Genomic DNA, 24,101 nt, shown 5'->3' on the forward strand with positions numbered 1-24,101 from the left:
ATTTTAGAAGAACAATTAAGAGAAGCTTCGAAAGCAGAGCGTAAATTTTAAAATTTTCAAATAAAAAAAATCCCAAATTCCAAGTTTGCAATTGGAATTTGGGATTTTAATATTGTGGGATTTTAAAAATTTAAAATTCTGAATTATTTTTAAAAACTTCCTGATTCACTTGATCAATATAAGACAGAACTTCATCTTTTCCGATTGTTTCTGTCGATGAGGTTATAAAATACTGTGGCATTTCGGCCCAGTTATTAGCAAACATTTGCTTTTTGTAAGCTGCAATATGCGAATCTATTTTTGTTTTACCGATTTTATCCGCTTTAGTAAAAATAATACAGAACGGAATTTCGCTTTCACCCATATAAGACATAAATTCGATGTCGATATTTTGAGCTTCATGACGAATGTCAATTAAAACAAAAGCACAAACCAATTGTTCTCTATTCTCGAAATAATCGGTAATGAACTGTTGAAAAATTGATTTTGTTTTTTTTGAAACCTTAGCGTAACCATAACCAGGTAAATCAACTAAAAACCAATTATTATTGATTTTAAAGTGATTAATTAATTGTGTTTTTCCTGGTCTTGAAGATGTTTTAGCTAGGCTTTTATTGTTGGTAAGCATATTTATCAAAGATGACTTACCTACATTTGATCTTCCTATAAAAGCATATTCTGGCAAAAACTCCTTTGGACATTTTGATGCATCAGAATTGCTGACAATAAATTCGGCGGTGTTAATTTTCATACTCCTTCGTTTTAAAACCTCCTTAAAAAATAAAATTTAATGGCTAGAAATTCTTTTCAGTAAGCCATTTTTCAAGAATTTCGTTAAATTCTTCTGGGTGTTCCATCATTGCTGCGTGTCCGCATTTGTCAATCCAATATAAAGTTGAATTTGGCAATAATTTATCAAATTCTTCTGCAACATTTGGTGGCGTTACAGAATCATTTTTACCCCAAATAATACAAGTGTCAACGTCCATTTTTGGCAAATCTTTGGCCATATTATGGCGTATTGCGCTTTTTGCAATAGTCAAAGTTTTGATTAATTTGATTCGGTCATTAGCGGTAGCGTAAACTTCATCAATCAATTCAGGAGTTGCGATTTTTGGGTCATAAAATACATCTTCAGCTTTCTTTTTGATGTATTCATAATCGCCTCTTCTTGGATAACTGTCTCCCATTGCACTTTCGTAAAGTCCAGAACTTCCAGTGATTACAAGTCCTGCAACTTTTTCAGGATAAAGCTTTGTGTGATACAAGGCAATATGTCCTCCAAGAGAATTTCCTAAAAGAATTACTTTGTCAAAACCTTTAAAAGTGATAAAGTCTTTTACGTATTTCGCAAAACTTTTTACGTTCGTTTTTAAAATGCTTTGGGTGTATATCGGCAAATCTGGAATAACAACTTTATATCCTTTTGTCGGGAAATATTGTGCTACACCATCAAAGTTACTTAGACCTCCCATTAAACCATGAAGAATAACGATTGGAGTTCCTTCTCCAGCTTCAAAATAGCTGTATTTGCCTTCTTTTTTATAGTGTTTGTCCATCTAATCTAATGCCAATTTCAATTTCGACAAATATAGGGTTAATTCAACAAAAATGAATTTTTGATGCAATTTTTTAACTAGATAATTTGAGTAGAATTTATAAATGATTAAAAATCAGTAATTAAACCACTATTTGTTAAAATATTCAAATGTTAAGAAATGTGCATAATACTCAATTTTTTAAGAAAATTAGCGCATTATTTTTTTGAATGAATAACGTATTTAAGAATCTGTTAATTAATAGTTAACGTATTGATTGATTGTTGATTATGGAAAGTGGTAGCAAAGTGGTTAAACTTATTAACAAAGTGGTATAAAGTGGTAAAATGTGGTAATATTTTTTATATTTTTGCTGTATAACATGTTAACTAGTTTTTTTTGAACACAATTGTTGGAACATATGAATGTAAAGTCGATGCTAAAGGAAGGCTAATGATGCCTGCACCTTTAAAAAAGCAATTGACGCCTTCTCTTCAAGACGGATTTGTTTTGAAGCGTTCTGTTTTTCAGCCGTGTTTAGAGTTGTATCCTATGGTAGAATGGGATGCGATGATGAAAAAAATCAACAAGCTTAATCGCTTTGTAAAAAAGAACAACGATTTCATTAGAAGGTTTACTGCTGGTGTTAAAGTGGTTGAGGTTGATGCATTGGGGAGATTGCTTGTTCCAAAAGATTTGGTAACGTTTGCAAGTATTTCTAAAGATGTGGTTTTTTCATCTGCGGTTAATATTGTTGAGATTTGGGATAAAGATTTATACGAGAAATCAATAAGCGGCGAAGATATGGATTTTGCAGATCTAGCCGAAGAAGTAATGGGAAATATTAATGACGACGAAGATGGAATATCATAATCCGGTTTTGCTTCATCCAACAGTAGATGGTTTAAATATTAAACCTGATGGTGTGTATGTAGATGTTACGTTTGGAGGCGGTGGTCATTCAAAAGAGATTTTAAAAAGATTAGGGCCAAACGGAAGGCTATTTGCATTTGATCAAGACGAAGATGCGCTTGCTAATGCATTACCTGACGAAAGGTTCACTTTGATAAATGAGAATTTTAGGTTCATAAAAAGATTTTTACGTTTTCACGGAGTAAAATCGGTAGATGGGATCTTGGCAGATTTAGGAGTTTCATCACATCAGTTTGATGTTCCTGAAAGAGGTTTTTCAACAAGATTTGATGCCGAGTTAGATATGCGGATGAGTCAAAGAAATGATTTAAATGCTTATCGAGTGGTTAACGAATATGAAGAACAGGATTTACGTCGTGTTTTTTTTGATTATGGGGAGTTGAAAAACGCACCAGTTTTGGCAAGAACAATTGTTGAGGCGAGAAAAGATTATCCAATCAAAACGACTGAAGAATTAAAAGAGGTTCTGAAAAAGTTTTTGCCAGAGAAAGTTCGAAATAAAGTATTGGCTCAGATTTATCAAGCAATCAGAATTGAGGTTAACCAAGAAATGGATGTTCTAAAAGAATTTATTGAGCAATCATTGGAGATTTTAAAACCAGGAGGAAGGTTTTCTGTAATCTCTTATCATTCTTTAGAGGATCGTTTGGTAAAAAGATTCATTAAAAACGGAATGTTTGAAGGAGAACCAGAAAGAGATTTTTACGGAAACTTTTCAGTTCCATTCAAAACGATCGGAAAACTGATTGTTCCAGATAATGAAGAAATCAAGATTAATAATAGAGCAAGAAGTGCCAAATTAAGAGTCGCAGAAAAGCTATAATATATATTAAGGTAGGAAATAATGAAAAGTGGCGTATTTAGCATATTAAAAGCAAGGTTCCTGATTCATGAAGATGCAGTAAAAAATTGGCGATTTATTGTCTTTATAATTCTGCTGGCCATTTTGATGATTGCAAATACACAGCGATATGAACAAAAGGTTTTTGAAATCGCGAAATTAAATAATGAAGTAAAAGAGCTAAGATCAGAATTTGTAGATCGACGTTCAGAATTGATGAAGTTAAAAATGGAGTCAACCATTTCGGATAAAATGTTAGAAAAACAAATTTTTCCGTCGACGGTTCCTCCAGTGAAAATAGAAGTTAAAAAAGAAGAAGAAAAAAGTTTCTTTAAAAGAATATGGCAGTAGACGATAAACATATATCCTACAGAATTTACCTCGTAGCAGTTTTCATCTTTTTGATGGCAATTGCTATTGTCGTTAAATTAACCAATATTCAGTGGGTTGATGGAGATTACTATAGAAAACTGGCAAAACAACGTACAGTTAGAAACTTTATAATTCCTGCCAACAAAGGAAATATCTATTCTGCAGACGGAAGTTTATTGGCAACATCAATCCCGAATTATGAAATTCGTTTTGACGCAAAAGCACCAAAAAAGGAAACTTTTGAGAAGTATGTAAAACAATTATCAGATTCTTTAGAAACTGTTTTGGACAGACCATCAGGTTATTACGAAAAAGAATTAAGAAAAGCGCGCGAAAATAAAAATCGTTATTATTTAATCGCTCGTAAGTTGAGTTATACTGAATATGTGAAAATAAAAAGTTTTCCATTATTCAATTTAGGAGCTTTTAAAGGCGGAATTATTGTTGAGCAAGAAACAGTTAGAAAACATCCGATAGGCAAAATTGCTGAAAGAACTATTGGTTATGATAAAATCGATCCAGCTACAGGAATGGAAGTTGGAAAAGGAATTGAATGGGCTTTTAAAAGTTATTTGAACGGAAAAGACGGTAAAATTCTAAAACAAAAAATCGCAAAAGGGCAATGGAAACCTATTCGTGATGTAAACGAAGTAGATCCAATTGACGGATACGATGTAATTTCGACAATAGATGTTTTTATTCAGGATATTGCGCACCATGCTTTGTTGAAACAATTGGAAGATTACGAAGCAGATCACGGTTGTGTGGTAGTAATGGAAACGGAAACAGGTTATATAAAAGCGATTTCAAATTTAGGAAGATCAGAAGATGGTTCTTATTACGAAACGACAAATTACGCGGTTGCCGAATCTCACGAACCTGGATCGACTTTTAAATTAGTTGATTTAATGGCTATTTTAGAAGATAAAGTAGCTGATACAAGTACAGTTTACGATAGTCATGGCGGGGAAATCAGATATTATGGAAGAGCTGTTCGTGATTCGCATAAAGGTGGTTACGGAAAAGTTTCTTTAGCACGCGGATTTGAGCTTTCGTCAAATACAGTAATGGTTCAGGCAGTTTATGAGAATTACAAAAGTAATCCTTCTAAGTTTGTGAATCATATCAATGAATTAGGTTTGAATAAACCATTAGGATTGCATTTTAAAGGAGAAGGAAGACCATATATTCCGCAGCCTGGAGACAAACATTGGTCAGGAACTACGCTTCCATGGATGGCTTTTGGATATAACGTTTCGGTTACGCCAATGCAGACTTTAGCCTTGTATAATGCAGTTGCAAATAATGGCGTAATGGTAAAACCGCAATTTGTGTCGGAAATTAAAGAATGGAACAAAACCATTAAAAAGTTTGATACAGAAGTGATAAATCCTAAGATTTGTTCGCCAGAAACACTTAAAAAAGTGAAAGCAGTTTTGGCAAATGTGGTGAAAAAAGGAACAGGTTCTAAGTTGTATTCAAAAGATTTTTCGATGGCAGGAAAAACGGGAACGGCGATGGTAAATTATGGTAACGCAGGAAGAGAAGGAATGTATTATGCTTCTTCTTTCGCGGGGTATTTTCCAGCTGATCATCCAAAGTATTCATGTATTGTAGTGGTTCATAAACCAAATACAGCCAAAAACAATTATTATGGAGCAGATGTAGCAGGACCGGTTTTCAAAAGAATCGCGCAAAAGATTTTTACAGATGCGCCTTCAACAAATAAAATTAAAAAATTAGATTCTAAGATTCAAAAACAGGAAGCTAGTTATGATAAATATACTGCTGAAGCAAATAAAAAAATAAATCAGATTCCTAATTTAAAAGGAATGCCTGGAATGGACGCAATTGCTTTACTGGAGAATTTAGGTTTGAAAGTAAAAGTAAATGGAATGGGAAAAGTGAAGAATCAATCGATTCAAGCGGGAACCAGTATTAGCAAGAACGCAACAATCGTATTAGAATTATCGTGAAAGTATTAAAAGACATATTATATAAAGTAGCTATTGAATCTGTAAAAGGTTCAACAGACGTTGCTATCCAGAAAATTGAATTTGATTCACGCAAAGTAGAAGCAAATGATATTTTCGTGGCAATTCGCGGTTCACTTTCTGATGGACATGATTATATTGAAAAAGCAATTCAGTTAGGAGCAAAAGCAATTATTTGTGATACGCTTCCCGCAAATACTGTTGCTGATGTAACATATATTCAGGTAAAAGATACCAATACAGCTTTGGCTTTTATGGCTGCTAATTATTTTGAAGACCCGTCTGCAAAATTAAAATTAGTTGGAGTAACAGGTACAAACGGAAAAACAACAATTGCATCGTTATTGTTTCAGTTGTTTCAAAAAGCAGGTTTTAAAGTTGGATTATTATCAACTGTAAAAATTGTAGTTGATCAAACGGAATATCCAGCAACGCATACAACGCCAGATTCTTTAACCATAAATCATTATTTAAATGAAATGGTTGAAGCTGGAGTTACGCACTGTTTTATGGAAGTTAGTTCTCACGGAATCCATCAAAAACGTACAGAGGCTTTGCATTTTGTGGGTGGAATTTTCACGAATCTTTCTCACGATCATTTGGATTATCATCCAACTTTTGCTGAATATAGAGATGTTAAGAAATCATTTTTTGACTCACTTCCAAAATCAGCTTTTGTGTTGTCAAACATTGATGATAAAAATGGATCCGTAATGCTTCAGAATACGGTTGCAAAAAAACTTACTTATGCTTTAAAATCTTATGCTGATTATAGAGCTCAGATTTTAGAAAGCCAATTATCAGGTTTATTGTTGAAAATTAACGACAATGAAGTTTGGGTAAAACTGATTGGTACTTTCAACGCATACAATGTTTTAGCAATTTACGGAACTGCAGTAGAGTTAGGAATTGATAGCCTTGAAGCGTTACGTTTACTGTCTGATTTAGAAAGTGTTTCGGGTCGTTTTCAGTACATCGTTTCAGATGGCGGAATTACTGCTGTTGTAGATTATGCACATACGCCAGACGCATTGGAAAATGTTTTGAAAACGATAAATGATATCCGTACAAAAAATGAGCAGTTAATTACTGTTGTTGGCTGCGGAGGAAATCGTGATAAAACAAAACGTCCAATAATGGCGAAGATTGCTTCAGACTTAAGTGATAAAGCAGTTTTGACTTCGGATAATCCAAGAAATGAAGATCCAGAAGTTATTTTGGATGAAATGGAGCAGGGAGTTGAGCCTCACAATTACAAAAAAATGCTGCGAATTACAGATAGGAAACAGGCGATTAAAACAGCTTGTCAATTGGCTCAGCCTAAAGATATCATTCTAATTGCAGGAAAAGGACACGAAACATATCAGGAAATAAATGGTGTTCGTCACCATTTTGATGATATGGAAACAATAAAAGAGATTTTAGAGCAACTAAATAAATAATAATAAAATTTTAAGTTCAAATACCACAGAATTGGAATTTGAAATTTCAAAATTGGAATTTAAAAAATAGAAAAATATGCTGTACTATTTATTCGAATATTTTGATAAGACATTGGATCTTCCAGGAACAGGAGTTTTCCAATACATCACATTTAGATCAGCTTTGGCATTTATGCTTTCGTTGCTTTTGTCGACAATTTATGGTAAAAGGGTAATTAACTTTTTGCGCCGTCAGCAAGTTGGAGAAACAGTACGCGAACTTGGTCTTGCAGGTCAGAATGAGAAAGCTGGTACGCCAACAATGGGTGGACTGATTATCATTTTTGCGACTTTGATTCCAGTTTTGTTATTTGCAAGATTGCATAATATCTACATCGTTTTACTGATTGTAACAACATTGTGGATGGGAACAATTGGTTTTGTTGACGATTACATCAAAATATTCAAAAAAGATAAGCAAGGTTTAAAAGGTATTTTTAAAGTTATTGGTCAGGTTGGTCTTGGAATCATCGTTGGAGCAGTTCTTTATTTTAACCCTGCTGTTACAGTAAGAACAGATACGGGACGTACAGATGTGTTTAAAACATCTGCAAATACAACTATTGTAACGCCAGCACCTATTGAAGAAAAATCTACAGCAACGACAATTCCTTTCGTAAAAAACAACGAATTTGATTATGCTGAAGTATTGTCTTTCATGGGTGACGGTTATGAGAAATGGGCTTGGTTAATATTTATTCCGGTTGTTATTTTTATCATTACAGCAGTTTCAAACGGAGCTAATTTAACCGACGGAATCGACGGTCTCGCAGCAGGAACCTCGGCAATATCCGTCCTCGCACTCGGAATATTTACATTCGTTTCAGGGAATATCATTTTCTCAAATTATCTGAATATAATGTATATCCCTAATTCGGGAGAAATGACAGTCTTTATTTCGGCGTTTGTTGGAGCTCTTATAGGATTTCTTTGGTACAATTCTTATCCAGCTTCAGTATTTATGGGAGATACAGGAAGTTTGACCATTGGAGGGATCATTGCGGTATTAGCAATTGCAGTTAGAAAAGAAATATTGATTGTTTTATTCTGCGGAATTTTCTTAGCAGAAAGTGCCTCAGTAATTATTCAAGTAAGTTATTTTAAATATACGAAGAAGCGTTTTGGAGAAGGCCGAAGAATATTCCTGATGTCGCCTTTACATCACCATTATCAGAAAAAAGGATATCACGAAAGTAAAATTGTGACTCGTTTCTGGATTGTTGCCGTGATGTTAGCCATTTTATCAATTATCACCCTAAAATTAAGATAAATGAGGCTAGTAGTTTTAGGTGGAGGAGAAAGCGGTGTAGGAACTGCGATCCTCGGTAAGAAACAAGGATACGATGTTTTTGTATCGGATTTTGGAAAGATAAAAGAAAGCTATAAAGAAGTTCTTATCATTAATAAAATAGCCTGGGAAGAAGAGCAGCACACAGAAGATTTGATTCTAAATGCAGATGTGGTGATGAAAAGCCCAGGAATTCCAGACAAGTCTCCGATAGTAAAAAAGCTTGTTGCAGCAGGAGTAAAAGTGATTTCGGAAATTGAATTTGCGATTCCTTATACAGAAGCAATGACCATTGGGATTACGGGAAGTAATGGTAAAACCACCACAACAATGCTGACACATCACTTGCTGAAATATGCAGGATTAAATGTAGGATTGGGTGGAAATATCGGAAAGAGCTTCGCGTGGCAAGTGGCTGAGAATAAATTTGATGCCTACGTTCTTGAATTAAGCAGTTTTCAGCTAGACGGAATAATAAATTACAGACCTGATATTGCGATAATAACCAATATAAGTCCAGACCATTTAGATCGATACGAATATAAATATGAAAATTATATCAATTCGAAGTTCCGAATAACAATGAACCAGACTGAAAATGATTATCTGATTTATGATGCAGATGATGTGGCAAGTACAGAATGGTTAAAGAAGAACAAAACAAAAGCAAAATTAATTCCTTTTTCATTGACGAAAAAATTTGATGAAGGGGCTTCTATAAATAACAACAAAATGGAAATAAAGATCAACCAAGAAGAGTTTACAATGGATACAGAACACATTGCGTTAGAAGGAAAACATAATATGAAAAACGCCATGGCAGCAAGCTCTGTAGCTAAATTGATGCAAATTAGAAATGCAACGATTCGTGAAAGTCTATCTAATTTCCAAGGTGTTGAGCACCGTTTAGAAAAAGTATTAAAAATACAAAACGTTCAATATATCAACGATTCAAAAGCGACAAATGTAAACGCTACTTTCTTTGCTTTGGATAGTATGAATGCACCAACAGTATGGATTGTTGGAGGTGTTGACAAAGGAAACGATTACAACGAATTGATGTCATTAGTTCGTGAAAAAGTAAAAGCAATTATCTGCCTTGGAATCGATAACCGCAAAATTATCGACGCTTTCGGAAACGTTGTTGATATTATGGTTGAAGTAAATAATATGAATGACGCAGTAAAAACCGCTCAAAGATTAACAGAAAAAGGCGATGTAGTTTTATTGTCTCCAGCCTGCGCAAGTTTCGATTTATTTGAAAACTACGAAGACAGAGGAAAGCAATTTAAACAAGCAGTTCATAACCTATAAAATAGTTTCAAGTTTCACGTTAGGAGTAACTTGAAACTTGAAACAAAGAAAACCTGAAACAAAACTGAAAGAATTATGAAAGAGCTAGTAAACAAATTAAAAGGAGATAGGGTAATATGGTCATTTGTGGCTTTATTGGCGTTGTTTTCGTTTATGCCTGTTTTTAGTGCGAGTAGTAATCTTGCCTATATCGGGCACGGAACAGGAAATACATTAGGCTATTTGGTAAAACACTTGGCGCATATTTGTATCGGGTTTTTAATCATTTACTGGGTGCATAGAGTTCCGTATCATTATTTTAGAGCGATTTCTAAGATTGCGCTTCCGGTGGTTTGGATTTTATTAATCTATACGCTTTTAAAAGGAACAGTAATCGCAGGAGCAAATGCAAGCCGTTGGATTCAGGTTCCTTTTATCGGAATTACGTTCCAGACTTCAACATTGGCAGCAATTGTTTTGTTTATTTATGTGGCACGTTATTTATCTAAAACGAAAGAAGAAAATGAGCCTTTTCAAGCCTCATTAATTCAGCTTTGGGTTCCAGTATTTATCACATTAGTATTGATTTTACCTGCGAACTTTTCAACTACAGCGTTAATCTTTTCAATGGTTTTAATGCTGACATTTATTGGGAAGTATCCATTAAAATATATTGCTTTTATCATTGGTTCAGGAATTGCGATGTTGGCATTTTTCCTTTTGGTAGCAAAAGCTTTTCCAGAGTCAAGATTCTTTAGCAGGGTTTCAACTTGGGAAAGTCGTATTACGAATTTTACAACAGACAAACCAGATGAAGATGATTACCAAATTGAGAAAGCAAAAATTGCAATTGCATCTGGAAAATTAGGAGGATTAGGCCCTGGAAAAAGTGTTCAGAAGAACTTTTTACCGCAATCTTCTTCCGATTTTATTTATGCCATTATTGTTGAAGAATATGGTCTAGTAGGAGGAGTTTCGATTGTAATTCTTTATTTATTGCTTTTGTTCCGATTTGTAATTGCTTCTCATAAAGCACCTACTTTATTTGGAAAATTAGTCGTCGTTGGAGTAGGATTCCCAATGATATTTCAGGCAATGATCAATATGGCGGTTGCAGTAGAATTATTGCCAGTTACAGGGCAGACACTTCCGTTGATAAGTAGTGGAGGAAGTTCGATTTGGATGACTTGCCTTGGACTAGGAATTATCATTAGTGTAACGAGAAAAGAAGAAGAAATTGCTGAGGATAAACTCGAGAGAGAAAAACGAAAAGAAGCTTTACAGCGCTTAATAGATAAAGAATTGGCAGAAGAAGATTTACCAGCAGATGAAATATATGAAGAAGAGCCAATGTATTCTATAGAAGACAATTCAAGAAATCCGATGAATGCGGTTTTAAACAAATAAGAAAGAATAAATTTTAAAACGTTGTAATTTTAGAAAGATGACAAAGTATAAATTCATACTTAGCGGAGGAGGAACAGGAGGACATATCTATCCTGCGATTGCGATTGCGAACGAATTAAAATTACAATTTCCTGATGCAGAATTTCTTTTTGTAGGTGCCAAAGATAAAATGGAAATGCAAAAAGTGCCTCAGGCAGGTTACGAAATAAAAGGTCTTTGGATTGCTGGTTTACAGCGAAAATTGACATTACAAAACTTAATGTTCCCGCTTAAATTGGCTAGCAGTTTATTGGAATCAAAAAGAATAATTAAAAAGTTCAAGCCAAATGTAGTAATTGGTACGGGTGGTTTTGCCAGCGGACCTTTGTTGCAAGCAGCAGGATCGGCAGGAATTCCGACGGTTGTTCAAGAACAGAATTCTTATCCAGGAATAACAAATAAATTGCTGAGCAAAAAGGCAAATGCAATTTGTGTAGCGTATCAAAATTTAGAGCGTTTTTTTCCTGAAGAGAAAATTGTTTTAACTGGAAACCCAGTTCGTCAGGATTTAATTGATATTGAAAGCAAACGTGACGAAGCAATTGCTTTTTACGGTTTAGATTCAAACAAAAAAACATTGTTGGTTTTGGGAGGAAGTTTAGGAGCTAGAAGAATCAATCAGTTAATTGAAAAAGAATTGCAAAATTTTCTTTCTCAAGATGTACAGGTAATCTGGCAATGCGGGAAATTATATTTTGAAGAATATAAAAAATACAATCAGCCCAATGTAAAAGTGGTTGATTTTATTGAAAGAATGGATTTTGTTTACGCAGCATCAGATGTCATAATTTCACGTGCAGGTGCTTCATCAGTGTCAGAATTGTGCATTGTGGGTAAACCAGTGATTTTTATTCCGTCTCCAAATGTTGCTGAGGATCACCAAACTAAAAATGCGCAAGCAATTGTTGATGCTAAAGGAGCTATTTTGTTGAAAGAATCTGAGCTTGACAGTCAGTTTAGCATTGTTTTTGAAGCGCTGCTGAAAGATTCTGGAAAACAGAAACAATTAAGTGATAACATTAAAAAATTGGCAAAACCAAGAGCTACACAAGATATTGTTGCGGAAATTATCAAGCTAATTAAATAGGCTGTAAGCTATAGGCAATAAGCTTTAAGCTTGAGAATGCTATCTAAAGCGTAATAAAGATTAAAAGGATAAAAGAGGATTAGAAAATAAAGACAAAAGTTATAGGCTTACTGCCTAAAGCTTACGGCATAAAGCAAGAAAAAAATGAATTTAAATCAAATACAAAACGTTTATTTTATTGGTATCGGAGGAATCGGAATGAGTGCTCTGGCTCGTTATTTCAAGTTTATTGGAAAACAAGTTTCAGGTTACGATAAAACGCCCTCTATGTTGACTAGTGAATTGATTGAAAGTGGTATTGATATTCATTTTGAAGATGATATAAACTTAATTCCAAAAGATTATTATGTAGAGAATACGTTGGTTATCTACACACCAGCAGTTCCTAAAACACATTCAGAATGGAATTATTTTATAGAAAGACACTACGAGGTTAAAAAACGTGCAGAAGTTCTTGGAATTATAAGTAAAGACACTTTTTGTTTTGCAGTGGCAGGAACGCACGGAAAAACAACAACATCTAGTATTTTGGGACATATTTTGTTTCAAAGTGGAGCAGATGTTACAGCTTTCATTGGAGGAATTGTAGAAAACTATAATTCAAACTTAATCGGAAGCGGGAAAACAGTAACGGTTGTTGAAGCGGACGAGTTTGATAGATCGTTTTTGCATTTGCGTCCAGATATCGCTTGTGTGACTTCTATGGATGCTGATCACTTAGATATTTATGGAACAAGTGATGCAATTGAAGCTTCTTTTAGAGAATTTGCTTCAAAAGTTGAGGATAAAAATAATCTCTTCATTACAAAAGAATTGCCTTTAGAAGGTGTTCAATGTGCTGTAAATGAAGATGCTGTTTATAAGGCTTTTAATGTTCGCATTGAGGATGGGGCTTATGTTTTTGATGTGCAGACGCCATCAGAAATTATGAAGGATTTGCGTTTCGGATTGCCTGGAAGACACAATTTAATGAATGGATTGATGGCTATTGCAATGGCTAAGACATTCGGCACCCCGACCGACTCTATTGCAAAAGCCATTGCTTCATTCAACGGAATTAGAAGACGTTTTTCATATCAAATTAAGACTGAAAATTTAGTATATATTGATGATTATGCACATCATCCAACAGAAATAAATGCTGTTCATCAGGCAGTTAGAGAGTTGTATCCAGGGCGTAAAGTTTTGGCAATTTTCCAACCGCATTTATTCAGCAGAACAAGAGATTTCGTTGACGGATTTGCAGAAAGCTTATCGCAGTTTGATGAAGTGTTTTTGATGGATATTTACCCTGCAAGAGAGCTTCCGATGGAAGGAGTGACTTCTGAGTGGCTTTTGGGTAAAATGACAAATTCGAACAAAAAAATTGTTGCAAAAGAAGATTTATTAGGTGAAATAAAAGCCAGCGATGCACCTATTATTGTAACAATTGGAGCTGGTGATCTGGGAGAAATGGTTCCGTCAATTAAAAAGATTTTAAATGAAAATATTTAATTGGACAAACATAAGATTAGTACTTATTTTCGGACTGGTTTTGTTTCTATATTCCTTCGCTCAGCATCGAAATGGCGATCGAAAATTGAAAAAATCGATGGTCGTTTTTGTAGGAGAAAATACGCTATTTGTGAAGCCAGAAACGGTTAATAAATTGTTGATAGAAAATAAAAGAGACGCTTCCAGTATTAGAAAAGATGAACTAGATTTGAATAAGATAGAGAAAACTCTCGATACGCAAGACATGATTGAGAAGTCAAATGTTTTTGTAAGTATCGACGGAGTTCTAAAAGCAGTAGTAAAACAGAAGACGCCCATAGCAAGAGTTTATGACGGCGCAGCTTCTTTTTATATTGACTATGAGGGTAATAAAATGCCCTTATCGGACAATTTCACTGCGAGAGTTCCTCTTGTTTCAGGGGCAATAAGTGAAAAAAATAACGAAGATTTAGCAGCTTTATTTCGCACAATTTATGACGATGCGTTTTTGAAAAAAAACATCATTGCTATAGAGATTATGCCGAATGGAAGCTTAAAAATGTTTAACCGTAACTATGATTACTTCATAGATTTTGGAAGAACGATGAATGTTGATAGAAAATTTAGAAACTATAAAGCGTTTTTTCAAAAAGCAGTTTTAGATAGTTCGTTATACAAATACAAAAAAATTGACCTTAGGTTTACGGAACAAGTAGTTTGCACTAAATAATAGAAAATGGAAAAAGATAATATTGCAGTAGGTCTAGATATTGGAACAACCAAAATCGTTGCCATGATCGGCAAGAAAAATGAATATGGTAAGTTGGAGATTTTGGGCATTGGTAAATCCAAAAGTTTGGGTGTTGCCAGAGGAGTAGTAAACAACATTACGCAGACGATTCAATCGATACAACAGGCGATAATCGAAGCAGAAAATAATTCAGGATACAAAATTAAAGATGTGGTTGTGGGTATTGCCGGACAGCACATCAGAAGTATTCAGCACACGGATTACATTAGCAGAAATAATCCAGAAGAAGTAATTGGCGAAAAAGATATTCAGCTTCTAATCGATCAGGTAAATAAACTGGCGATGTTACCAGGAGAAGAAATTATTCACGTTTTGCCACAAGAATTTAAAATCGACGGGCAATCTGAAATTAAAGAGCCAATCGGAATGTACGGCGGAAGATTAGAATCTAGTTTTCACGTTGTAGTTGGACAGGCATCATCAATCAGAAATGTTGGAAGATGTATTCAGAGTTCAGGAATTGAATTGTCTGGTTTGACATTAGAACCATTAGCTTCTGCTGATGCTGTTTTAAGTCAGGAAGAAAAAGAAGCTGGTGTTGCACTTATCGATATTGGTGGTGGAACAACAGATTTAGCTATTTTCAAAGATGGTATTATTCGTCACACAGCGGTAATTCCTTTCGGTGGAAATGTAATTACAGACGATATCAAAGAAGGATGTTCGATTATCGAAAAACAAGCTGAGCTTTTAAAAATAAAATTTGGATCTGCTTGGCCAGGTGAAAATAAAGATAACGAGATTGTTTCGATTCCTGGTTTAAGAGGAAGAGAACCAAAAGAAATTTCGCTTAAAAACTTATCTAAAATTATCCACGCAAGAGTTGTGGAAATTGTAGAACAGGTTTTTGCAGAAATTAAGGCATACGGTCACGAAGATCCCCGTAAAAAGCTAATCGCTGGAATTGTATTAACAGGTGGAGGTGCACAATTAAAGCATATAAAACAACTTGTAGAATACATCACAGGAATGGATACGAGAATTGGATATCCAAATGAGCATTTAGCAGGAAACTCTGGAGAAGAAATCTCTAGTCCATTGTTTGCAACGGCTGTTGGATTGGTGATGAACAGTATCGAAAATAGTTCGCAAAGTGCTGTGAGAATGGAATTGGTTAATGAGCAACCAAAAGTGGTTTATAGAAATGCCCCAACTCAGCCAATACAGCGATACGAAGTAGAAGAAAACTACGTTGAGAAAGTAGAAACTATCGATGAACCTAGAGAAACCGTAAGTCAAAAGGCAAAAGACGAATCTACTGAAACTAAAATAAGAAGATCATTTTTTGATCGATATGTCGACAAAATCAAAGAATTTTTAGACAACGCAGAATAATTAGAATAAACAAGAAGAAGGAAATTACTTTCTGGCCCCAAGTCAAGAAGTAAAAAATGTACTTAATAAGAATTTCAAAAAACCAAAAAGATGATGAGCAACTCAGAATTTGGAAGTATTTCATTTGATTTACCAAAAAATCAATCAAATGTAATCAAAGTAATAGGTGTAGGTGGAGGCGGAAGTAACGCAATCAACCATATGTTCAAACAAGGTATTAAAGGCGTAGATTTTATCGTTTGTAATACCGATTCGCAAGCGCTTCAAAATAGTTCAGTACCAAATAAAATCCAGTTAGGAGTTAATTTGACTGAAGGATTAGGAGCAGGAGCAAATCCAGACGTTGGACAGCAGTCGGCTATCGAAAGTATTTCGGATATTGAAAAAATGTTAGATAGAAATACTAAGATGGTATTTATCACTGCTGGTATGGGTGGAGGAACAGGAACTGGTGCAGCTCCGGTAATTGCTCAATTAGCAAAAGAAAGAGAAATATTAACAGTTGGTATCGTGACGATTCCGTTTCAGTTTGAAGGGAAAGTTCGTCAGGAGCAAGCTATTATTGGAATCGAGAAATTGCGTAAGCAAGTCGACTCTTTAATTGTAATCAACAACAACAAATTAAGAGAAGTATACGGAAATCTTGGTTTTAAAGCAGGATTTTCTAAAGCGGATGAAGTTTTGGCAACAGCCTCTAGAGGTATTGCTGAAGTAATTACGCACCACTATACTCAAAATATCGATTTACGTGATGCGAAAACTGTTTTGGCTAACAGTGGAACTGCTATCATGGGATCTTCTGTGGCAACAGGTGAAAATAGAGCAAAAGATGCTATCGTTTCTGCTTTAGATTCTCCATTGTTAAACGACAACAAAATTACAGGTGCCAAAAACGTATTGTTGCTTATCGTTTCTGGAACTAATGAGATTACTCTAGACGAAATTGGAGAAATCAATGATCACATTCAAGATGAAGCTGGTTACAATGCAAATATCATTATGGGGGTTGGTGAAGACGAAACTCTTGGTGAAGCAATTGCTGTAACGATTATTGCTACAGGTTTTGATGTAGAACAACAAAATGAAATTGTAAATACAGAGCCAAAGAAAATCATTCATACGTTAGAAGACGAGCAAAGAAGTGTTCATAATTTAACAAATAAACCTATTTCTTCTTTTGACTTAACTGTTGATACACCAACAGCAAAAGTTGAAGATAAAGTTGTTTTTGATTTAGTTGACGATGATGAAACATTTACTCCAACTGCTAAAGCTGTTGCTCCAGCAATCAATCAGGAAGAGTTAGTAGTTATGTCTGAGTTTATCAAAAATTTAGATGTGACTTTCGAAATCGTTTCGCCAATTACAGATATCGATTTTACAATTTCTGCTCCTGAAACACCAACAGCAAAAGAAGTGCAACAGCAGCCAGTTCAGCAGCAAAGAGTATTTGAAAAAGAAGAACAGACAACTTTCTCTTTTGATCTTCCTTTGTTTAAACAAGAGCCAGTAAAAAGAGAGCCAGTTGTTGAAGATAATAGAGTTTTGTTTGAATTGACTAATGAAACTCGTGATATTAAAGTAAACGATCCAGTTCAATTTGTTCCGGTAACTGAAGTTTCAGACAACGGAATTATTAAATATTCTCTAGAAGAATACATGGAAGTTGAAAACGATTTATTGGCTTCTAAGCCAGTTGAAAAAGTGGTTGAAGATACAATTCCAGAGGAATTAAACATTACGTTGAAACCAAGAGTTGATTTCGCTAGCCAACCAGATTTATCTACAACTTCTGAAGTTTCTCCATTAGAATTAACTATTGAAGAAACATTACGTTTAAGAGCTGAAGAAAGAAGAAAGAAACTAAAAGAGTTTAACTATAAATTCCATAATAATGTTTCTAGAATTGACGAGTTGGAAAAAGAACCAGCTTACAAAAGATTAGGAATAGATTTGTCTAATTCTCAATCTAATAATACAAATTCTAGAATTTCTGTTGGAACAGATAGCAACAACGATTTACAATTACGTTCAAACAATTCATTTTTGCACGATAACGTAGATTAATTTTAGAATCATAATATTTGGTAACCCGAAAATTGGATTTAATTTTCGGGTTATTTTTTTTATCTTCGCACAGAATTTCAAAATTTGACTTTTAAAATAGTATTTTAAAAACAATATTGTCACCCTGAGCGAAGTCGAAGGGCTTTTTGTCGGAAAGGGCTTCGACTTCGCTCAGCCTGACAAACTATGATATTAGTTGAAAAAACAAATTAATATATCAATTAATAGGCATTAGCTTATTTTAAATAAAACATAAACATGAGTTTACAAACACAAATCATGGACGAAATCAAAACGGCCATGAAAGCAAAAGATACTGTAGCTTTAGAAGCTTTAAGAGCTGTTAAATCAGAATTATTATTAGCATCAACAGCTTCAGGATCTAAAGAAGATTTATCTGAAGATGAAGAAATAAAATTGCTTCAAAGATTGGTTAAAACTCGTAAAGAAAGCGCAAGAATCTTTACAGAACAAAACCGTCCAGATTTAGCAGAACCAGAATTGGCTCAAGTTGCTGTAATCGAGAAGTTTTTACCGACTCAATTAAGCGAAGAAGAAGTAGAAGCTGTAGTAGCAAAAATCATTGCTGAAACAGGAGCTTCTGGAATTGCTTCAATGGGTAAAGTAATGGGATTAGCATCTGCTCAATTAGGCGGAACTGCTGAAGGAAAAACCATTTCTACAATTGTGAAAAAATTACTTTCGTAAATAATAATTTTAGATTTTAGAGTGTAGATTTTAGATTCCAATAGGTAATCTAAAATCTATAATCTGAAATCATAAATAAAAATGACCTCGTAGTTCAACTGGATAGAATATCAGATTTCGGCTCTGAGGGTTGGGGGTTCGAACCCCTCCGGGGTCACTTGACGGGACAAAGAAGATTTTTTCTTCTTTGTCCCGTTATTCTTTGGGGCTAATTCCTCATTAATTAAGTAAACTACCTGAACGACCTCATTTATTCTTGCGGTTCGAAACTGCTTTTCTTCAATTGTGAATTTTTCAGGATATATTGAACCAATAATGTTTCGAAAATGAGTTAAATCCGCTTCACTACAGCATTCATTAAGCTTCATCAAATTTTTAATTCCCGTTTTTAATAAATCCGAAAGACTAATATTCTCTCCAGCTAAATCTGCTAATTTAATTTCAAGTCGATGAATTTTATTGTCATAATCCGTTTTCATCTCAGTGTAATCTTTCACTTCAATCTTTCTTGAAGCGAGCAAATCTCGGATATAAGAAATCTTCTGTTCAAATTCCTTTAGCTGAGAAATGACTCTGTTTTTTTCTGCAAGTGATTCTTTGTTGAAATCATTGAAATATTCTTTAACAGCTGTTATGTAAATCTTTTCTGTTTCAGGTTTTGGAATATACTTTTGTAACTGTTCATAGAAAATGCGGTTAACCTCACAAGATCTGATTCTGTAATTACAGCCTTTATAACAATGATAATATGAATAATGGCTGTTTCTTCCTTTAGATATGCTGGCGGTTAAGATTTTATCGCATAGAGGGCACTTAAACAAGCCTTTAAGGGGAAATGGTTCGGAGATTGCAGATTTAGTTCTGAAATTCTTTCTTCGTCCTTCTAAAACATCTTGAACAAGATAAAACAGCGCCTCAGAAATTAATGGTTCGTGTGAACCCATTACGTATTTTGCTTCCTCGTCTTTGAATTTAGGAATTAAAATTTTTCCACAATAAAGAGGATTACGGATCTGTCTCCAGAAATTATTTTTACTTGTCTTAAGTCCTTTTCTTTTTGCCTGAAGAAAAATCTGTTCTGTATTAAAAATATCTTTTGCAATTTCTTCAAAACACCACTTTAGTATGGATGCTTCAGGCTGGTCAAAAGTTATATATTTCTTACCATCCTCGGTTATTTTATTTATGTAACCAGAAGGAGCCAGTCCCATATATCGTCCCTCTTTTCTGGCTCTTCTCATACCGTGAAAAGTATTTAATGCCCGTCTGTCATTTTCTACTTCAGGAGCTGCAAGATAAAAAGCAAGCATCATTTTGTTTTCTGGAATAGACAAATCCAAAGGCTGTTCTATTGCTTGAGGTTCGACTCCAAGTCTTCTTAAAGTATTTATCATCTGGTATGCATCGCCAGCATTTCTGCTGAACCTGTCCCATTTGGTAAATAAGATCAAATCCGTTTTATTTTTATACCTTTTAATGGTTGCTAGATAAAGTTTCCATTTGGGTCTATTAAACGTTTTTGCAGAATGGTCTTCATAAATAACATCCCTTACAGCAATAGAATTAATCTCACAGTACTTTCTTAGCATTTCCTCTTGATTTCTTTGCGAGTAACCCTTTTCCGCCTGCTCGTCTGTACTCACTCTCAAATATAAATCCGCTGTCTTTTTCATCCCTCTTCCTCTTTAAATAATTTAAAACTGTTACTTTAGCAAGCAGTCGTACAAAATCTAATACTTTACCTGCCTGTTCAAGCGTTACATCTACATTTTCATCTTTCAGCATTTTCATGGCTTGCTCTGCCGTCATTTTTCCTCTTTCATTCTCATCTTCATTTCTCATTTGACAATTCCTCTTCATTAAAAAAAGACCGAGTCTCGGTCTTTTTTGTTCCACAATCATTCATCGCTATAAAGTTATAACACTTTTTTTATTTTATCCTGATCAAAATATGGTGGGGATAACACAAATATAAAACCTAATTCGCTGAAGATCATAAGTAAAATTTACCTATCATCAATCAATCCATTTTCAGATTCTCTCCCAAAGATAAATCGCTTTTCTGTCAATGTCATGGACATAATATGTACATAAAAATAGTTCTATCATTATGGATAGCCTTATTTAGTTTAGTGTTCACTTATCTTCGCTCTTCTCATTTACCATTCTGTATATTTCATCCAGAACCTCTATTTCGGCACTTGGAATGAGCTGAAGAGCAAGCTCGAGAACAGAGCCTATGTATATTTCCCTGTTATCAAGTTCATCCGAATAAACCACATTCAAGCACATTTTAATAAGATTCACTCCCAGACAAGTCATATCTGTGTAACCATAAAATCTTATCTCACGTATTGATTCCCCACCTTTGTCTTGAGTAGGTTTCAGCAGTTTAAAATGATAGGATGCAAAATCTTTAAATTCTTGCAATGTTTTTATTTTATCAGTTTCCATAATTTTAAAATATTAATCTTAATCTATGCTATTCCGTTTCTTCTTTATTTTCTGAAAACAGATCAGCAATCTCATTTAAAAATTCAAATTCGTCAACTGGAAATAACTGCAGTGCAATTCCCAGTATAAGTCCCACATCAATGTATTGGTTTTCAATCGTAGGCGGAACTTCTGCGCTTTCCTGATCTAAAGCGATAATGCAGAGCTTCATCAGGTTTCTTATAACACAAGCAAGCTCTTGATAATCATAAACTCTTATCTCTGCATTGTACATCCCCCTTTTATCAACTGCTGGTTTCAGGGTATTTAGCATTCTTCCGCTTAATACCCTGATATTCTCCAGTCTTTTGATTTCATCAGTTTCCATAACTTCATTTTTTATGCTGATAAAGTCACATCCTGATGAATTTCCGCAAGTCTTTCCAGTTCCTTCTGAATCATAACTTCTGCCTCTTTCATAAAATCACGGCATCTGTCTTCCATCAGCTGATAGTACAGATAATCAGAGCTGTTTCTTCTGCTGAATCGAAGCGTGTTCGGATTCTTTTTCAGAAGTCTGAACATATTTTTTTCATCCCTGCTGTTTCGGGGGAAGTAATCAGAAGTTATACTTGTAAAGTATTCACATAGTTCAAATAAGTAGCCCATAGAAAAATGGTTAGGAGTGTACCCCAGAAATACCCTTATAAGTGAAAGGCATGTTTGCTCTACAATCTGATGAAGGCAACTCATTCTGACTTCGTAAGAAAAATACTGATCATTATTGTAAATAAGATCCCAGATCGATGCAGAAACACTGCTTCGGTCTCCAGCGTATAATGTGGTACTTTTTACATGGCGTACCCCATAATCGATGTCAATTCTGGGATGCTTTTCGTCATCAATAAACAGAGCCTGCGAGTTCTTAATAATATTGCATAAGAATAACTGCTGGTCGCCATATAATTTCACAATATTTCGCAGGCGGTGCATAAGAATAGTAACGGTTATCATACCTTTCGATCTGCTCTTAATCTTATCTGTAATATCATTTCCTATGTTATCCTCAAATTCTTCTGCAATAATTAGCAGATAAAGATGAACATGTTTTTCTTTTTGAACAGGCTTTTGAAAAGGCTCATTAAAAGTATAACTGCTTTTCTTCTTTGCAAAACAGTAAATGCCTATCGAATCGATGTTCTGGGAAATTACTCGATAAATTAAATCGGATGTGGTGTTTTGAATTGCTTTCATAATTTTACTCATTTTAGTTAATACTTGTCTGAAAAATTGTATTTTTGTTTAACACACAGGCAAGTAAGCAATTACTTGTACCGTACGGTATCAAATTTTCCCGTACCGTACATGAGATTTTTTGTATCATACATGAATCCCGCTTATTTATTCTTAATTATTATCTTTGAGCTATGAGTACATTAACAAAACCAAACCACATGGGGCGCAAAATCAGCCGTATCCGTGAACTGAAAGACATGAAGCAGGAAGCACTGGCACAGGCTATGGGAACAAACCAGCAGACTGTTTCGATATTAGAAAATAGTGAAGATATCGACGATGAAAAATTAGCAGAAGTTGCAAAAGCCTTGGGAGTAACTGTAGAAGCAATTAAAAATTTTTCTGATGAAGGTGTAATCAATTATTTCAACACTTTTAATGAAGCAGTTGCAAATAATAATTTTGGCAGACAAGATACCATTAACTTTAATCCTCTAGATAAAGTTGTTGAACTATATGAACGATTAGTTCAAGCTGAAAAAGACAAAGTTGAATATTTGGAAAAATTACTTAAAGCCAAATAATCTTTATAAAAGAATAAAAGATATATCAATTCAAGTAAAAATAAAAAGAGACCAAAAGGCCTCTTTTTATTTACTAGCTTATAAACTTTTAGAAAAGTAAGCTTTAAGTTTTATTTCTTTACACTACGCATTTGCATCATAACTTGTTTGCCGTTTTCGGTTATCTTCCAAAATAAACTTTTGCCTCCTTTGTTATTAGCAGAATAATCAACAGTAATAAAATCTATAGCAGTTAAATGAATTTTTATTGTTTGAAATATTTGATCATCCAAATATGTTGTTCCACTTGATCTTTTATTCTCAACTAAATTATAGATTGTACTTCCAATAGTTGATTTTATACTCGAATCATCTGGAATATCGAGCAAATATGGTGATATTAAAGAAAAAATTTCTCCCCATGTAAGAACCTTTTCCCAATTATCAGAGTATTGTTGCCTATTGTGGTAAAAATTGTGCTTACCAGTAATTTTAATTTTATCCTCAAGGTCGGCAAGATTCTCAAGTTGGAATTTATTTTCCTTCACTACTTCTGCTTGTAAGGCTTTATTTTCTTTACGCACCTCATTAAGTTCCTTGTATACCTCTGTATCTACTAAAGTATTTGATCTTATCCACCCAATTGCTGGATAAGTTTTTATTGTTTTGGATAGACTAAGTGCAACCTGCCCTGGAAGTTCTTCCGCTACCCTCCAAAATTTGATAAGGCGACCTGTCGAGACCTTCTTTCTAAATTCATCCAATTTAGCTCTTAAAGAAGAATCTAGTTCTGACTTGCCAAGTGGTATTTCTTCAGGATGTGAATGAAGAAATGCCATAACCTTAATATTTTTACTGATTGCATAATCATATTCCATCTCTGTATAACTAATTCCTTCTAAAGATGTAGAGCCATATCTACCTCCTATAATTAAAATATAGTAATCACAATCGTCAATTATTTTCTTTATAAATTCAAACTGCTCTTCATCAATAGCCGGAAAAATCTCCATACCCGCTGGGATACAATCAAGCTCCATAATTGTCTGAATGACTTTAGATCTTTCATCCTTTAAATCCGCGAACGTGGAGCTCACGAATACCTGATACCTTTTGTTCATATTCTTTTGTTATAATTACTGAAACTTTTAAAACAGTTTTTGTATAGTAGCATATATCAATTTCTATCGCTGTGTAGATAT

The 24,101-nt window shown here is 34.3% G+C and carries 23 protein-coding genes and 1 tRNA gene; 16 read left to right on the forward strand and 8 right to left on the reverse strand.

Annotated elements, in window-relative coordinates; genetic code table 11:
- Positions 1 to 130 precede the first annotated feature (130 nt).
- The gene (gene yihA / locus DM444_RS05155) at positions 131 to 751 is read right to left on the reverse strand and encodes a ribosome biogenesis GTP-binding protein YihA/YsxC (RefSeq protein ID WP_111284658.1); all 621 of its coding nucleotides are present in this window, start codon (positions 749 to 751) and stop codon (positions 131 to 133) included.
- A 43-nt stretch (positions 752 to 794) separates the two neighbouring features.
- A complete protein-coding gene (locus DM444_RS05160) occupies positions 795 to 1,559 on the reverse strand; it encodes an alpha/beta fold hydrolase (protein WP_111284660.1) in 765 nt (254 codons plus the stop codon).
- A gap of 378 nt (positions 1,560 to 1,937) precedes the next feature.
- On the opposite strand from DM444_RS05160, the gene DM444_RS05165 reads away from it, so the two are divergent.
- The 15 genes from DM444_RS05165 to DM444_RS05235 all read left to right on the forward strand — a co-directional run bounded on the left by DM444_RS05165 (position 1,938) and on the right by DM444_RS05235 (position 18,824).
- Entirely contained in the window at positions 1,938 to 2,411 is a 474-nt protein-coding gene (locus DM444_RS05165) for a division/cell wall cluster transcriptional repressor MraZ (protein ID WP_111284662.1), read from the forward strand.
- Positions 2,386 to 3,294 (forward strand): 16S rRNA (cytosine(1402)-N(4))-methyltransferase RsmH, encoded by a 909-nt coding sequence (gene rsmH / locus DM444_RS05170; RefSeq protein ID WP_204251663.1) that lies wholly within the window; start codon positions 2,386 to 2,388, stop codon positions 3,292 to 3,294. The genes DM444_RS05165 and rsmH overlap by 26 nt, the downstream gene beginning before the upstream one ends.
- Positions 3,295 to 3,315: 21 nt before the next feature.
- Positions 3,316 to 3,663 (forward strand): FtsL-like putative cell division protein, encoded by a 348-nt coding sequence (locus DM444_RS05175; protein ID WP_008467159.1) that lies wholly within the window; start codon positions 3,316 to 3,318, stop codon positions 3,661 to 3,663.
- Positions 3,654 to 5,660 (forward strand): penicillin-binding protein, encoded by a 2,007-nt coding sequence (locus DM444_RS05180; protein WP_111284664.1) that lies wholly within the window; start codon positions 3,654 to 3,656, stop codon positions 5,658 to 5,660. Before DM444_RS05175 ends, DM444_RS05180 begins: the two co-directional genes overlap by 10 nt.
- Entirely contained in the window at positions 5,657 to 7,120 is a 1,464-nt protein-coding gene (locus tag DM444_RS05185; RefSeq protein ID WP_111284666.1) for a UDP-N-acetylmuramoyl-L-alanyl-D-glutamate--2,6-diaminopimelate ligase, read from the forward strand. Before DM444_RS05180 ends, DM444_RS05185 begins: the two co-directional genes overlap by 4 nt.
- 76 nt (positions 7,121 to 7,196) lie before the next feature.
- Complete coding sequence (mraY, locus tag DM444_RS05190) at positions 7,197 to 8,429, forward strand: phospho-N-acetylmuramoyl-pentapeptide-transferase (RefSeq protein ID WP_111284668.1); 1,233 nt, start codon at positions 7,197 to 7,199, stop codon at positions 8,427 to 8,429.
- The gene (murD, locus tag DM444_RS05195) at positions 8,430 to 9,761 is read left to right on the forward strand and encodes a UDP-N-acetylmuramoyl-L-alanine--D-glutamate ligase (RefSeq protein ID WP_111284670.1); all 1,332 of its coding nucleotides are present in this window, start codon (positions 8,430 to 8,432) and stop codon (positions 9,759 to 9,761) included. It abuts the gene before it with no gap.
- Between the two features lie 75 nt (positions 9,762 to 9,836).
- A complete protein-coding gene (locus DM444_RS05200; protein ID WP_111284672.1) occupies positions 9,837 to 11,147 on the forward strand; it encodes an FtsW/RodA/SpoVE family cell cycle protein in 1,311 nt (436 codons plus the stop codon).
- 37 nt (positions 11,148 to 11,184) lie between these two features.
- Positions 11,185 to 12,273: an undecaprenyldiphospho-muramoylpentapeptide beta-N-acetylglucosaminyltransferase gene (murG, locus tag DM444_RS05205; protein WP_111284674.1), complete on the forward strand. Its 1,089-nt coding sequence runs from the start codon at positions 11,185 to 11,187 to the stop codon at positions 12,271 to 12,273.
- A gap of 144 nt (positions 12,274 to 12,417) precedes the next feature.
- A complete protein-coding gene (murC, locus tag DM444_RS05210; protein WP_111284676.1) occupies positions 12,418 to 13,767 on the forward strand; it encodes a UDP-N-acetylmuramate--L-alanine ligase in 1,350 nt (449 codons plus the stop codon).
- On the forward strand, positions 13,754 to 14,476 hold the full coding sequence (locus DM444_RS05215; RefSeq protein WP_111284678.1) for a cell division protein FtsQ/DivIB: 723 nt from the start codon (positions 13,754 to 13,756) through the stop codon (positions 14,474 to 14,476). The genes murC and DM444_RS05215 overlap by 14 nt, the downstream gene beginning before the upstream one ends.
- Positions 14,477 to 14,482: 6 nt before the next feature.
- A complete protein-coding gene (gene ftsA, locus DM444_RS05220) occupies positions 14,483 to 15,892 on the forward strand; it encodes a cell division protein FtsA (RefSeq protein ID WP_111284680.1) in 1,410 nt (469 codons plus the stop codon).
- A 90-nt stretch (positions 15,893 to 15,982) separates the two neighbouring features.
- Positions 15,983 to 17,959: a cell division protein FtsZ gene (gene ftsZ / locus DM444_RS05225; protein WP_111284682.1), complete on the forward strand. Its 1,977-nt coding sequence runs from the start codon at positions 15,983 to 15,985 to the stop codon at positions 17,957 to 17,959.
- A gap of 258 nt (positions 17,960 to 18,217) precedes the next feature.
- Positions 18,218 to 18,667 (forward strand): GatB/YqeY domain-containing protein, encoded by a 450-nt coding sequence (locus DM444_RS05230; RefSeq protein WP_111284684.1) that lies wholly within the window; start codon positions 18,218 to 18,220, stop codon positions 18,665 to 18,667.
- Positions 18,668 to 18,750: 83 nt separating this feature from the next.
- Positions 18,751 to 18,824, forward strand: a tRNA-Arg gene (locus tag DM444_RS05235).
- On the opposite strand, the gene DM444_RS05240 is transcribed toward DM444_RS05235, so the two are convergent.
- From DM444_RS05240 to DM444_RS05260, 5 genes are all read right to left on the reverse strand, one after another.
- Positions 18,778 to 20,340: a recombinase family protein gene (locus tag DM444_RS05240; protein ID WP_111284811.1), complete on the reverse strand. Its 1,563-nt coding sequence runs from the start codon at positions 20,338 to 20,340 to the stop codon at positions 18,778 to 18,780. The genes DM444_RS05235 and DM444_RS05240 overlap by 47 nt on opposite strands.
- The gene (locus tag DM444_RS05245; protein ID WP_162614921.1) at positions 20,237 to 20,509 is read right to left on the reverse strand and encodes a hypothetical protein; all 273 of its coding nucleotides are present in this window, start codon (positions 20,507 to 20,509) and stop codon (positions 20,237 to 20,239) included. Before DM444_RS05245 ends, DM444_RS05240 begins: the two co-directional genes overlap by 104 nt.
- Before the next feature lie 294 nt (positions 20,510 to 20,803).
- A complete protein-coding gene (locus DM444_RS05250; protein WP_111284688.1) occupies positions 20,804 to 21,121 on the reverse strand; it encodes a hypothetical protein in 318 nt (105 codons plus the stop codon).
- Between the two features lie 28 nt (positions 21,122 to 21,149).
- Positions 21,150 to 21,488 carry a hypothetical protein gene (locus DM444_RS05255; protein ID WP_111284690.1) on the reverse strand — a complete coding sequence of 113 codons (339 nt, stop codon included), beginning with the start codon at positions 21,486 to 21,488 and terminating at the stop codon, positions 21,150 to 21,152.
- Positions 21,489 to 21,499: 11 nt separating this feature from the next.
- The gene (locus DM444_RS05260) at positions 21,500 to 22,354 is read right to left on the reverse strand and encodes a hypothetical protein (RefSeq protein ID WP_239455592.1); all 855 of its coding nucleotides are present in this window, start codon (positions 22,352 to 22,354) and stop codon (positions 21,500 to 21,502) included.
- A gap of 173 nt (positions 22,355 to 22,527) precedes the next feature.
- On the opposite strand from DM444_RS05260, the gene DM444_RS05265 reads away from it, so the two are divergent.
- Positions 22,528 to 22,920, forward strand: coding sequence for a helix-turn-helix domain-containing protein (locus DM444_RS05265; protein ID WP_111284694.1), 393 nt, complete (start codon positions 22,528 to 22,530; stop codon positions 22,918 to 22,920).
- A gap of 110 nt (positions 22,921 to 23,030) precedes the next feature.
- Here DM444_RS05265 and DM444_RS05270 read toward each other — a convergent pair whose 3' ends face one another.
- Positions 23,031 to 24,020: a DUF4062 domain-containing protein gene (locus tag DM444_RS05270; RefSeq protein ID WP_111284696.1), complete on the reverse strand. Its 990-nt coding sequence runs from the start codon at positions 24,018 to 24,020 to the stop codon at positions 23,031 to 23,033.
- Positions 24,021 to 24,101: the final 81 nt, after the last annotated feature.

It is taken from the genome of Flavobacterium ginsenosidimutans, from assembly GCF_003254625.1.
In the GTDB taxonomy this organism is placed as follows: domain Bacteria; phylum Bacteroidota; class Bacteroidia; order Flavobacteriales; family Flavobacteriaceae; genus Flavobacterium; species Flavobacterium ginsenosidimutans.

Bases quoted from the DNA above. Each gene is read 5' to 3' on its own strand.
- yihA (WP_111284658.1), bottom strand. From the start codon at position 751: ATGAAAATTAACACCGCCGAATTTATTGTCAGCAATTCTGATGCATCA.
- DM444_RS05160 (WP_111284660.1), bottom strand. From the start codon at position 1,559: ATGGACAAACACTATAAAAAAGAAGGCAAATACAGCTATTTTGAAGCT.
- rsmH (WP_204251663.1), top strand. From the start codon at position 2,386: ATGACGACGAAGATGGAATATCATAATCCGGTTTTGCTTCATCCAACA.
- DM444_RS05175 (WP_008467159.1), top strand. From the start codon at position 3,316: ATGAAAAGTGGCGTATTTAGCATATTAAAAGCAAGGTTCCTGATTCAT.
- DM444_RS05180 (WP_111284664.1), top strand. From the start codon at position 3,654: ATGGCAGTAGACGATAAACATATATCCTACAGAATTTACCTCGTAGCA.
- mraY (WP_111284668.1), top strand. From the start codon at position 7,197: ATGCTGTACTATTTATTCGAATATTTTGATAAGACATTGGATCTTCCA.
- murD (WP_111284670.1), top strand. From the start codon at position 8,430: ATGAGGCTAGTAGTTTTAGGTGGAGGAGAAAGCGGTGTAGGAACTGCG.
- DM444_RS05200 (WP_111284672.1), top strand. From the start codon at position 9,837: ATGAAAGAGCTAGTAAACAAATTAAAAGGAGATAGGGTAATATGGTCA.
- murG (WP_111284674.1), top strand. From the start codon at position 11,185: ATGACAAAGTATAAATTCATACTTAGCGGAGGAGGAACAGGAGGACAT.
- murC (WP_111284676.1), top strand. From the start codon at position 12,418: ATGAATTTAAATCAAATACAAAACGTTTATTTTATTGGTATCGGAGGA.
- DM444_RS05215 (WP_111284678.1), top strand. From the start codon at position 13,754: ATGAAAATATTTAATTGGACAAACATAAGATTAGTACTTATTTTCGGA.
- ftsA (WP_111284680.1), top strand. From the start codon at position 14,483: ATGGAAAAAGATAATATTGCAGTAGGTCTAGATATTGGAACAACCAAA.
- ftsZ (WP_111284682.1), top strand. From the start codon at position 15,983: ATGATGAGCAACTCAGAATTTGGAAGTATTTCATTTGATTTACCAAAA.
- DM444_RS05230 (WP_111284684.1), top strand. From the start codon at position 18,218: ATGAGTTTACAAACACAAATCATGGACGAAATCAAAACGGCCATGAAA.
- DM444_RS05240 (WP_111284811.1), bottom strand. From the start codon at position 20,340: ATGAAAAAGACAGCGGATTTATATTTGAGAGTGAGTACAGACGAGCAG.
- DM444_RS05245 (WP_162614921.1), bottom strand. From the start codon at position 20,509: ATGAGAAATGAAGATGAGAATGAAAGAGGAAAAATGACGGCAGAGCAA.
- DM444_RS05250 (WP_111284688.1), bottom strand. From the start codon at position 21,121: ATGGAAACTGATAAAATAAAAACATTGCAAGAATTTAAAGATTTTGCA.
- DM444_RS05255 (WP_111284690.1), bottom strand. From the start codon at position 21,488: ATGGAAACTGATGAAATCAAAAGACTGGAGAATATCAGGGTATTAAGC.
- DM444_RS05260 (WP_239455592.1), bottom strand. From the start codon at position 22,354: ATGAAAGCAATTCAAAACACCACATCCGATTTAATTTATCGAGTAATT.
- DM444_RS05265 (WP_111284694.1), top strand. From the start codon at position 22,528: ATGAGTACATTAACAAAACCAAACCACATGGGGCGCAAAATCAGCCGT.
- DM444_RS05270 (WP_111284696.1), bottom strand. From the start codon at position 24,020: ATGAACAAAAGGTATCAGGTATTCGTGAGCTCCACGTTCGCGGATTTA.